General features: G+C 49.8%; 3 protein-coding genes. All 3 read left to right on the top strand.

Translation table 11 applies throughout. The annotated features are described in order from the left end of the window. Positions 1–178: 178 nt before the first annotated feature. The 3 genes from B9Y59_RS00795 to B9Y59_RS00785 all read left to right on the top strand — a co-directional run bounded on the left by B9Y59_RS00795 (position 179) and on the right by B9Y59_RS00785 (position 12,518). Positions 179–1,750, top strand: coding sequence for a Na+/H+ antiporter NhaC family protein (locus B9Y59_RS00795; RefSeq protein WP_085531190.1), 1,572 nt, complete (start codon positions 179–181; stop codon positions 1,748–1,750). A gap of 363 nt (positions 1,751–2,113) precedes the next feature. Further along, the gene (locus B9Y59_RS00790) at positions 2,114–8,371 is read left to right on the top strand and encodes an MGH1-like glycoside hydrolase domain-containing protein (protein WP_158088904.1); all 6,258 of its coding nucleotides are present in this window, start codon (positions 2,114–2,116) and stop codon (positions 8,369–8,371) included. Positions 8,372–10,700: 2,329 nt separating this feature from the next. Beyond that, positions 10,701–12,518, top strand: coding sequence for a lectin like domain-containing protein (locus B9Y59_RS00785; protein WP_143255187.1), 1,818 nt, complete (start codon positions 10,701–10,703; stop codon positions 12,516–12,518). The last annotated feature ends 731 nt before the right edge of the window (positions 12,519–13,249 follow it).

Genomic DNA, 13,249 nt, shown 5'->3' with positions numbered 1-13,249 from the left:
TATCTTTTTTCGGGCCGCAATATTTGACAAAATAATTGAAATTTTTTCTGTTTTTATGAACAAAATATGAATTTTTATTGACTTTCCCATTAAGATTCTATTAAAATAGGAGAAAAGAGTCCGCCGCATGCCGACTGGCACGTAAATCTGAGTGGGCCAAATGGAGGGGGGAGTCTGTATGGACCCAATTTATGCTGGATGGTTATCGATCATCCCGCCCATTATCGCAATCGCTCTGGCATTGATCACAAAAGAAGTGATCTCCTCGCTCATCATTGGCATTCTGTCCGGTACGCTGATCTACTCCTGTATCGTCGGAGCGAATCCGATTGTAGGGACGGTCGATTATACCTTTCAACTGATGGCCAGCCGCGTGGACATCAACATCATCCTATTTCTAGCACTCCTGGGCGCGCTCGTAGCAGTCGTCAACTTAGCTGGTGGTTCCCAAGCATATGGACGTTGGGCCAGTGGAAAACTCAAGTCCAGAAAAACAGCTATGCTTGCCACAGGCGTGCTTGGATCGCTGATTTTTATCGACGACTATTTTAATTGCCTAACCGTCGGTACTGTTATGAAACCGGTCACCGATAAACATAAAATCTCCCGGGCAAAGCTCGCCTATATCATCGATGCGACAGCTGCGCCCGTCTGTATCATCGCCCCAATTTCGAGTTGGGCGGCTGCCGTAGGTTCCAATCTGGCGATCACCGGCGAATTTGAAAGTGATCTAGCTGCTTTTGTCGCTACGATTCCTTATAATCTCTATGCCATACTGAGTATTGTCATGGTTTTTCTTCTATGCTTTGTGAATCTCGACTTTGGTTCCATGCAGAAAGCTGAAATTGCCGCTCAAAAGGGAGAACTCGGTGCAGTTGATCAGCCCAACGCCGAGGGAACTCCTTTTCAGGAGAACCCGAAGGGCCGCGTCTTTGACATGCTGATCCCCATTTTTGCATTGATTGTATTCTCCATCCTCGCCATGTTGTACAACGGCGGATTCTGGGGGGATGACCCCGCTTACCATTCTATCAGCGCAGCCTTCGGCAACTGTACCGCTGCGGAGGCTTTGGTCCTGGGTGGATTTGCCGCTCTGGTTGTTGCGTTTCTTCTGTTTGTTCCCCGCAAGGTTGTCTCCTTCCGTGATTTTATGGGAGGAATTACCACGGGCGTGAAATCCATGGTACCCGCATTTATCATTTTGACCTTGGCTTGGACAATCAGCGGCGTCTGCCGCGATTTATTGATGACAGGGGACTTTGTGAAGGACATGTTGGCAGGAAGCGCTCTTCCTCCAGCTCTGTTACCCGCGATCGTCTTTGTTGTAGCTGCCCTGCTCAGCTTTGCAATGGGGACGGCATGGGGGACCTTCGGCATTTTAATCCCGATCGTCGTGCCGACATGCGTGGCAATTGCGCCGCAGCTTCTTGTTGTCACGCTCTCCGCTACCTTGGCAGGCAGCGTATTTGGCGATCACTGTTCCCCCATTTCTGACACCACGATTCTGTCTTCTACCGGCGCGGGTTGCAACCATATTCAACATGTCTCAACTCAGTTGCCGTACTGTATTGCAGTTGCCTGTTGCTGCTTTGTCGGTTATCTGGTTGCTGGTTTGAGCGGTGCAAATGTCTGGTTGACGCTATTGAGCGGTTTGGCTTGTCTGATTGTTGTTTTGGTCGTTTTACACCGGATCAGTGCCAAACACTTTCGGCCAACTGTGCGGTCTCAGAGTACAAAATCGAACGGATAAATATGTATTCTAAAATACGCAATCCCCTCTTTGAAAGATTTCAAAGAGGGGATTTTTTGCTATACTCTTGGCTTTTGCTATATTATAATAGCAATTTCACATAATTTTTAATAATCTTAAACGAAATATCGTGCAAATATTATAAAACAGCTTCTAATTTTTGGCAGGTTTTTCTGTTGACCCTCTATTTTCGATTCGCTATGATGATAATGTGTCATTGCAGCTAATTAAAAAGGGCGATTGAATCATTCATCCAGAAGAAAATTTTTGGAACGGTCGTTGTTCACAGGGAAAGGAGGGCTGAATATCTGTGGCGACCCATCAAACGGAATGGAACTTCCATTCCAGAATAAGGAGGAGAAAATGAAAAGATTGAAAAAGTTGCTTGCATTCTGTCTCTCAGCCGCTGTACTTTTGACTTCCATTCCATTTGGAACCGCGATGGGTGCAACGAGAGAACCAGAGATTGTGGCCGGTGGGTACGAGATCGATATGGACGATCTGCCCAAGGTCCACTTCGCAGAACATCCAGAATGGGAAGAACTCTACGATGCGGCTTGGGAGTCCCATAAGAGCAATATCCGCAAAGCCAAAAGTGTCCTGAACCCTGAAGAACCCTACTATGTGGACGAAGCATTCAGCGACATGATCTTTGTGTGGGACACCTTGCTCATGATGATGTTCGACAAGTATGGTATTCATCAATTTCCGACTTTGCAGGCCATGGACAACTTTTATTACTGTCAGGTAGATAACCCTGGACAGCCAGATGATGGCTTTATCGCCCGCGAAATCAGTGAAATTACTGGTGAAAACGCCGACTATAATGGCGGATACGACGACCCGCACTCGGTGAATCCTCCTCTCTTCGCATGGGCAGAGTGGCAACAATACGAAGTGCACGGTGACAAATCGCGCTTTACCAAGGAAATCGACGGAAAGACCATCTTGGAGCGCATTGTCTCCCATTTTGATTTTATCAAGCGCACCCGCTTGATGGACAATGGCCTGTACGGCAAGACCACCGGCCTGGCAAACGGCTTTGACAATACGCCCAACCAGGACTGGGGAAGTAAGGAACAAACGTACAACGATCTGAGCATCCAGCAGGCGCAGTCTGCGTACTATATCGCCAAAATCGCCCACGAAATTGGCGATACTGAAACAGAAGAACGTTTCCAGAAGGAATATGAAGATCTCACAGACTTGATTAATGAGAAGCTCTGGTCCGAAGAGGGCCAGTTCTACTTTAATTTGGATAAGGATCAACAATTTACCAATGTTCCAACGCCAACGGGATTGTGGGCGCTCTCCGGACATGTCGCAACACCGGAACGTGCCGACGCCATGGTGCGAAACTACGGTTTAAATTCTGAAAAAATGTTCCGCCCCCAAGGCTTGTCTACAACAACCTATGATTGGTCTACCTTCTACCCCACCGGGAATTATTGGAATGGCGCAGTCTGGGCGCCGGCTTCCTTCCAATATATTAAGGGGCTGGAATACTATGGCTACCGGGAGTTGGCGTTTGCAGAGGCTCTCCGCCATGTCGAGGCGCTCTCAGATGTTTACCAGGCGGGTAAGACCGATTCTGTGATCGGCAGCGCCACCTTCTGGGAAAATTATTCCAGTGAGTACACCCGTCAAGGCGACCCTGCACGCGACAATTTTGTCGGCTGGACAGGCGCTCTCGGTATCGGCGTTATTATTGAAGATCTGCTCGGGATCGGTCTGCGCGCCCCGGACAACGCAGTCGATTGGGACCTCCGTTTGACCGAAGAAAACGGCATCAGCAATCTATATATGTGCCACGACGGCCAACCGGTTCGCATCTCCCTCTCCATGGCAGAACGTGTGGGCTCGGAGTCTCCCGCAGACATCACCGTCACCGCCAATCACGCTTTTACATTACATGTACGCAATGGCGATGTGGAGGAGACCTTAGAGGTTCCAGCCGGAACAACATCCTATCACATCGATGGCGTGGAGGATGAGCAGGAACCCTATCTGGATGCAGCAGCACATCCGTTCCGCTCTGACGACGATTCCCTGACAAAAGAAGCGTTGGATGCCAACGCTGTTGACTATGTGATCTTTGGCACAGAACAGGACCCATCCATAGACGACGGACTTCTGTACCAGGCCGGTAAAAGAGCAGGACTTATTAAAAATGTCAATACAGTTGGTTTCCGCGCTGACAGCAGCCAAAGTCCTGTTACATATTCCAACAGCGCGGAGATGGAAGCTCTCGGTTTCGCCGGAGCACAAAGTCTCTCCAAGGGCACTTATTCGCTCGGGCAAGAGGGCTTTATGTTCACGGTTCCGGCAACCAACACTAGCCAAACGGTAAAACTGATTGTTGGCGTGCAAGGCACCTCTGCTACTCTGACGGCGGCACTGTCCGATGCCAGCGCTCCGCGTGTAAGCCGGACCTTGTACGGCGATGCCGAGGAACGCACCTATGTGGTAGAAATTCCTTACTGCGCGGGCGGAGATAAGGACCGTCATCTGCTGGTGGAATACGCGGCAGAGCGTGCCTCCAAAGGTACCGGGTCTGTTTCTATCAAGGGAATCATTCTCGAATCTGGCGGTTCTCCACTGCCCCCAGAAGTTCCAAATGTCTCCATTGAATCTGGAAATGGAACCATCACCGTATCGGCTGACGCTTCCGACCGTTACGACTGTTACAATGTTTATTTCGGTACGAGCCAAGCGAATTTGTCCGAACTTCGCTCTACGGCTACCCTTCCGTATGTGATCGAAGGTCTGGAGAATTATACGCGTTATTACGTCGCAATTTCCGGAGTAACGGATGGAAAAGAAGGGCCGTTAAGCGATGTCCTCAGTGAAGTGCCTGAACAGACACCGCGTACGGCGCGTGAACGCGCCTATGCCGATTATGAAGCGGTCCGCGATACCATTCTGAACGGCAATACCGGCTTCGAAGCCCTGCGCAAGGCATTGCATTTCGACGTGATCGGCCCCATCTACGGTACCACATTCACGTTTTCCAGCTCGATGAACGGCTTTGAGACGGGCCTAATGGACGACGGTTCTGTACTGTGTCCTACCGTACCTGCTCTGGACCAGAATGGTGAATTGACCATCGTAGCGTCGTATGGTGGTGAAACCGTGAAAATCGTCGAACCTGTCACGGTTCTATCCCTTCGTTATGACGAGCAACCTTATGTGTCCGGCACCATGACCTCCGCCATGGGTGCAACAGTAGACCTTACAGCAGAAGGCACCAAGGATTGGGCGCAATTCAACGCAGATGATGTGGACAACTATGCCAAGAAGAATACCGAAAATACCATCACCGGCCTGCGCCGTCTGGTGGAGGGCGGCGTCGATCATGCGACCGACATGCCCCTTTCCTATGTAGCCAGTGATGCAAAGGATACGCAACCAACCAGTAAGGCCTGTATCACTTCCCGCGGAGACGAAGGAAAAGCGGGTTTCGAATTCCAGCTGCCTTACAGTGAGAAGATGCAACATGCTAATCTATATGTATCCTCGTGGAATGCTACCACAAGGGTGGATGTTCTGGTCAATGGCAGCGTCCAGTACTCCACAACCTATGGCGGGAGTGATGGCTGGGACGTTCGAAAGATCAGCCTGGATTATCAACTTCCAGACCCCAGCGATGAAATGATCGTCCGTCAGATTCTTGTGAAGTCCAACACGGGCGGTGTCGGTGGGAGCGTCGGCCTGCCTGCGGTAACTTTGGCAGAGACAGATGCGGTCATTCCAGAGCCGACCAATGACTATGCGGTCGGAACCATGGAAGACGCCTCTGGCACAACGGTTGACCTCACTGCAGAGGGGACAAAGGACTGGGCACAGTTCCCAACAAAATACGTCGACGACTATGCCAAGAAAGACACCGAAAATGTCATCACGGACTTCCGCCGGCTGGTTTCCGACGATACTCCTTTGGCTGTGGACGTCGCAAAAGATATGCAGCTCAACTTTACCGCTAGTGATGCGGCCGGCGGAACTCAGCCGAAGAACCAGTGGGCCATTACCTGCCGCGGTCCGGAAGGACAGGCCGGCTTCGCTTTCCGCTTGCCTACTGCTGATACTGTACAGCATGTCAACCTCTATGCGGGTTCCTGGAAAGGCGCATGCGAAGTTCAGCTGCTCATCGGTGGGAAAGTGTGTTATAGTACCACTTATGGCAATACCAATGGATGGGAAGTTCATAAAATTGGCATCGATTACTGGGCTGAGAACCCTGACGACCCAGTCGAAGTCCGGATGGTGTTGAACCAGTCCCTCGCGTCCTCCGGAACTGCGGGCAGCATTGCATTGGGTGCTGTCACATTGTCTGACACAGGAAATCAGCCTCCTGAGCCGGATGAACCAGAGATTGTTGACAATGACTTCAATATCCGGTTTACCAATACGCTTCCAGATGCAATCAACTTGACACAAGAAGGCGGCAAAGACTGGATTCTGTTCAACAGTGTGGACGGCAAACCCGCCTATGAGCGCAAAAATGTGGAGCCATCTATTCAGGATTTCACGATCTTTGACACAGAAAAGGCACCGCATCGTGTTAACAACAGCGAGTACAACACCGTCTATTCCTTCACAGATGGTACCCCCACCCCCAGCATGAAAAATCAAAAACCATACTTGGTTGTGGAAGATGTGAACAACGGCGTTAGCTTTACATTGCCGGGAGGGGATAACCGCCATGAGGCCAAGATCACCATCGGCAACTGGAATGCGGACATGATTGTCGAAATGACTTCGGGGGATAAGACTGCATCTTATGAATATCAAGTCTTTGAGCCCGTCCAGTACGGCATGTTTACGTTAACCTATCGATCTGTTGAGGACGTACAGGTTCGCATCTACAACAAATCGGTTTCCTCTGAACGGTATGGCAACTTCAGCCTTGCGGCCATTTTACTCAATGATGTACACCATATTGCGGCTGAACAAGCCGAGGGCGGGGCCATTAAATTGACCCGTACCACTGCAAATGCAGGGGAAATGGTAGACGTATTCGCCAATCCAGACCCCAACTACCATCTCAAGTCCCTGGCCTACCGCACCGCAAGCGGTGAAACCGTCTCCATAGACAACAATCGGTTTGTGATGCCCAATGAGGACGTCACCATTGTAGCGGAATTTGAACGGCTTCCCCGCCTACTGATCGCTGGCTATGGCCCAGGCGTAGATCTTGTGGTTACCTCCGACACAGAGCCCCTAGTCGATGCAGATGGCATTTATGCTACCCATATATTGGCAGGCGACCCAATTACTTTTGCCTTCACACCGTTGGGCGAAGACCGATCCTTCCTGGAAGCCCGTGTGAACGGCGAGACGGTAGACTTCACTCCAAATCGTGTCACTTATACCTATATCATGCCGGACACAGACTCCCATCTGCATTTTGCCTTTGATATGGTAAACAAAACCATTCTAAGGCAGACCATTGCAATTGCAGAAAATCTGGTAGAAGGCGATGAATATGCAAATGCGGTTGAGAGCGTCCAAAAGGCGATTGACAGAGCGCTTGAACAGGCAAAATCCATCTATGAAAACACTGCTTCTACCCAAGAACAGGTCAACAAAGCTTGGGCAAAGCTGCTAGACGCATTGCACTATCTATCCTTTGAGCAGGGTGACCTGACCGAATTGGGCAACCTGATCGAATTGGCCGAGAGTATCGACACAAGCGAATTTACCAGCGAAACCGTAGAGACTTTCCAAGCTGCTTTGGAAGCCGCCCAAGAAGTCTATGACGATGGAAACGACGCCTTGGCGGTTGATGTTGAGAAGGCTTGGCAGAATCTTTATGATGCCATGCTTGGGTTGATCCACCAGGCCGACAAGAGCGGGCTGCATACTGTGCTAACTAAAGCAAAAGCCATCTTGGAAGAAATCGATCATTACGTTGAAGGTAGTGAAGAAATACTCTGTAAAGCGATCGAAGAGGCTCAGACTGTGATGGATGATACGGATGCCAGCCAGAAGCAAGTGGACGACGCTGCAGAAGCTCTCTCAAAGGTACTTTTGGAGCTGCGAAGAATTCCAAGTAAGGCAGAGCTTCTTGAGCTTTTGGCCGAATTGGAACAGCTGGATCTGTCCAAATACACCGCAACAAGTGCCGCCGCCATGCAGGCGCAGATCAACTTACTTCGTGCAACCGTCGAAGATCCCAACGCGACAGGAGAGGCATATGCAGCAGTCTATTACAGTGCCAAAGAAGCAAAGGAGCAGCTTGTCCTTGCTGGTCAAACATCCAGCGGTAAAAAGGGTTCCACCAGCATTTCCACTCCATCTAATACATATGGTACGGCCGGTATCGTAGCTGCTGGGCAGAATATTGTGAACGCCTATGTCCACAGCGATACGACGGTGAACTTTACTCTGAAACACGGGCAGGCCTATTGCTTCAAGATGACGGTGGTAAATGGAAACAACCAGACGCCGAGCTTTACGGTAGGCAATGGCAGCGTTCTCAAGACGCAGTATGTGGCAAAGGTTGGAAACGATTACTACTACAGAGTCTATGCAACCGGCACCTCGGGCCAGAGTACGGGCGTCTACACGACCCTGCCGGGGCAGAATGCAGTCAAACACTGCACGGTGACCATTGATTGAATGTCGGATACCAGCGAAGGGCATAAGTCGTTCGATCCAGTAATCGCTGCTGGAAGAGAGCCAGCGTAGGAAACGCTGAAAGTACGAAAGGCACTGTGCGTCCACTGGGCTAGGGCACGGGTATTTATACAACCCTGCCTGGCTAGAATGCGGTGAAACACTGTACGGTGACTATTGGCTGAATGCCGGATACCAGCGAAGGGCATAAATTATTTGATCGGGTAACCGCTAGTGGAAGAGCACCAACGCATGGAATGCCGGAGGCGCAAAAGACGCTGTGCGTCCACCGGGCCAGAGCACAGGTGTCTACACGGCACTGCCGGAGCAGAATGCAGTCAAACACTGCACGGTGACCATTGGTTGAATGCCGGGCACCAGTGAAGGGCATAAGCCATTCGATCAAGTAACCGTTGATGGAAGAGCACCAGCGTAGGAAACGTAAAGGCGCAAAAGACGCTACACATCCACCGGGCCAGAACACAGGCATCTACACGACACTGCCTGGTCAGAATGCGGTGAAACACTGTACGGTGACCATTGGTTGAATGGCGGACACTTGCGAAAGGCATAAGCCATTCGATCAAGTAACCGTTGATGGAAGAGCACCAGCGTAGGAAACGTAAAGGCGCAAAAGACGCTACACATCCACCGGGCCAGAACACAGGCGTCTACACGATTCTGCCGGGGCAGAATGCAGTCAAACACTGCACAGTTACAATCGGCTGAGTACCAAATCTATTCTGAACAACGAGAAGGTAAACTACATCCAATCGAACCCAGTAACCAATAGTAAAGAGTTTCGTAGGCAATACCCTAGGCACGAAAGACGTTGTGCGTCCACCGTGCCAGAACACAGGTGTTTACACCACCTTGCCTGGTCAGAATGCGGTGAAACACTGTACGGTGACCGTTGGTTGAATGTCGAGTAACTTGCGAAGGGCATAAGCCATTCGATCAAGAACAGCTGATGGAAGAAAGCCTGTGTAGGAACGCCATAGGCGCGAAAGGCGCTGTGCGTCCACCGGGCTAGGGTATGGACGTCTATACGACCCTGCCGGGTTAGAATGCGGTGAAGCACTATACGGTGATTGTAACTATAAGGCTTCGGAAAGAAAAAGGAATATGGAACGACTCTGACGGATAGCTTTTCTACATGTAAATGTATATCCTAATCGTATGTAGATGATTTGCCCCCATAGGATCGAATACATAGGAAAGCCCAAGCAGAGATATTCCACCCATATGACCCAGCAGGAGTGTTCGCAAACGAGAATGCGGATAACCCCTGCTGGGTCAAACTTTTTACAAGGTATAGGAATGTATGGTATGGTGACGATTTATGTAGCAACAGCTGGAAGAGCGCAGGCAAACTCTTAGGGGCGGCATAAAAACTATTTCCACTGTAGAAATCCGGCAATAATCGATAAATACCGGAATCATGTTATACAAAGAGTGAAGTAGCTTGTATCCAATCAAGGCCTAACAGTCAATGGCAGGGAACTTCCGTAAACATCGGCCATTCGATTAAGCAACCGCTGCTGGAAGAGAGCCTGCGTAGGAAACGCCGTAGGCGCGAAAGACGCTGTGCGTCCACCGGGCTAGGGTATGGGCGTCTATACGACCCTGCCGGGTTAGAATGCAGTGAAACACTATACGGTGACCATTGGTTGAATATTGGATACCAGCGAAGGGCATAAGTCATTCGATTAAGCAACCGCTGGTAGAAGAGAGCCAGCGTAGGAAACGCCGTAGGCGCGAAAGACACGATGTATCCGTTTATGATAGGTGGACATAAGAATTAAGTTGTAGAAAGAGTAAAAATAATGGGTATTCGAATCAAGTGTCCAGCAATCGACAGCAGGGAACTTCCGTAGGAATTACCATAGGTATGAAAGACGTTGTACGTCTGGAATGGATAGGTGAACATCAGAATTGTATTATGGGAAGAGTAAAACTAACCGATATTTAATCAAGGGATCGGTTACCGATAACAGGGAACTCTGTAGGCGCGAAAGGCGCTGTGCGTCCGGCATCTCTGGGTGGTCCCTCATCCTCCCCACGGAGAAATCTTCCTGACGGGCTTAAATTGTGCATGAAAAACGAACAGCCAGGTATATGTATACTATACATGTATCTGGCTGTTTGTTTTATAAAACACACAATGTGTTTCTCTCTTTCTAAGAAATTTTCTAAAAATTCCTTTCTTTTATCTTCCTGTAGAAAAACGGACAGAATGTGTCACAAAAGGATCTTCATTCACATATCCTGAGAACGTGGACTTGCATCAAAGGGATCTGTTCCAGATTATATACAGAGGAGTGTGACCCTTTTGCCATCGCTTTTGAAAGCGGGCAGCAAAATTTTGTCCGTCGTATTGGCAATTTCGACAATTGCCTTGATTCCTGCGCCCGTTTCCTCCTACGCTGGCAACCATTCAGCTGATGGATCGACGGAGTTTGCTCCCAGTCGCGTGGCGACTTCCAAGAATCTCTCCTCCCCGGACGATTTAGAAAGCCGACTGGAAAGTGTTTCACCGGGGTATGTACAGCCGCCTATCGACCCCTCTTACCTTTTGCAGGGAGGATCTTCCCCCTTGCTTACACGCACGACTGCCTCGTTTCCGTCCTGTTATGACCTGCGGGAACAACAGGAAATCTGTGAGGCTGTCCGCAACCAAGCTGCTTGGGGCACTTGTTGGGCGTTTGCCGCGGTTGGCTCTGCGGAATCCTCCTTATATCCGGAGGACACCACTGTATTTTCTCCCCGCCACTTGGCTTATTTCGCTTATAACGGCGCAGCCAATCCGCACACGCCAGAGGATGGCACAGCCGGTGACACCTTCCATCCCTGGAGTTATCCATCCAATGATTCCCGTTTCTATTGGTATCCATGGTATGAATTCGGCGGAAACACGTTCCTTGCAACCGCTACGCTCGCACGAATCGGCGTACAGACGGAAGAGGTCGTGCCTTACCCGGAATCCTATCAATATTTTGGCACAGAGATCGATTCATTTGGTACTCCTGCGCTTAAGGACGCGTATACTGCCCTTTACGGAAATGTCTCAGAAACCTTTCATTTTACGGCCCCTTACCGTTTAGTAGAAAGCAACTATCTTCCCACTAGGGACTCCTTTGGAAATCTCAATGGCAATGCGATTAAGCAAGCTCTTTTAGAAGGCTCCTGTATTGTAGTTGCCTATGCATCCAATCAATACAACACGTATACACTCCCGAACGGGGAACAAATTGTCGCCCAAGCTTATAACGGTCCCAACCGTGTAGCCGTGAACCATGAGGTACAGATTATCGGCTGGAACGACACCATCCCAAAGGAATCATTCTGCACCAGCTGGACCAATGGAGAGCCTACCGGCAATATGCCCTCCAATGACGGCGGATGGCTCATCCGCAATAATTGGGGAAACCATTGGGGAATGGACGGCTGTTTCTATCTCTCCTATGAAGATTCTTCCATCTCAGAGACCTGCCAGTTCATTGCCTCCGCCGATCCGTCTTATGACCACCTATACCAGTATGACGGTACGGGATGGAATACTACGGTCGGTATCAGAGACAAGCCAACCGCTCCAGTTTCGATGGCCAATGTATTTACTGCAACAGGACAGCAGTCGATTCAAGCGGTCTCTTTCTATACGACCATGCCGGACGCTCAGTATTCCATTCAAGTATACACCGGCCTACAGGAGTCCGACGTTCCAGATAGCGGTGTGCCCGCCTTTTTCAAAGAACAAAAAGGTTGGGAGCCCTATGCCGGTTACCATACAATCGCGTTACAACAACCTGTTTCCATCCAGAGCGGGGAACCCTTCTCGATTGTTGTAAAGTTGGAAAACCCCACGAGCAACGGGTTGACAGATTCCAACGGCCCCATCTATCCGATCGCGTGTGAGGGCAACGGTCCCTGCAATGGAATCTTTTCAGACGCCGCTATCGCACCTGGCCAAAGTTTTCTCCGCGGGTCCAATGGAACTTGGCTGGATCTCGCAGATTTTCAGGAATCGACGTATGTTTCCAGCGGTATTCACAACTTAACCCTTGGGAATGTCTGCCTAAAGGCCTTCACGACCGACGAACCCCTTGGCTCAGTAACGTACGCAACCGGGAATGGATTGGATAAACTATGACCACTGCTGAAAATCATCGCTTCCCTTCCTCTTTTTCCTACAGAGGTCATAGTATCATTTTCATCCGAATTCGGGGACCGCCATCATATTTAAAAAGAGAGAACTCCCTCCCATGTGCGCAGGGTCCTTCCGGAATACACGCCTAAGAAGAAACCGCCTGCCTCCAAACGAAACGTGTGGTTGTTACACGGATTCGCGCGGAAAAACTGCCATAGGAATTTTCGCTTGGGCCCTGTGCTCCGGAGAAAAAATGTCCAGCTGTCATACTCTTGACAGCTGGGCAGCATTTTCCAATAGAAGATCACAACCAACAGGTATCCATCCACTAAAATAAAAAATGCGCACCATAAAAGAGCGGTGAGATCAGAATTTCTTTAGGGACAGCCCGCAGACATCCTCTCTAGTTTCTTAAAACAATACGCTAAAAGGCACGTTCAGATTGGAAAAACCTGTGTGGGGTGAATGCCATTCTTCCCTAGGCAAGATTGTTATCCGCTCCTACAGGTTTTCTTAAGATAGGGCTCTAAAGCAAGCTTTCTTTTGCCACGCAGCCAGGGGCGCTTCATTTTATCCCGTCTGATCGGTCAAGCCTTTTCTTGTATTTCTCAACAAAGGCCCTCGGGCTCTCCTGACAATTTCTCCGATGAAAAAATAGCACAAGTTTTATATCCGGCAAGGCAAAAGCGGGCCCATGCAGGTGCGTTCCATTCAGCACTTGCCCTTTCCTTCGG

Source organism: Anaeromassilibacillus sp. Marseille-P3371 (assembly GCF_900169665.1).
Taxonomy (GTDB): Bacteria; Bacillota; Clostridia; order Oscillospirales; family Acutalibacteraceae; genus Anaeromassilibacillus.
Note: the sequence above shows the minus strand (reverse complement) of the source record. Positions and strands in the feature narration are given on the sequence as shown.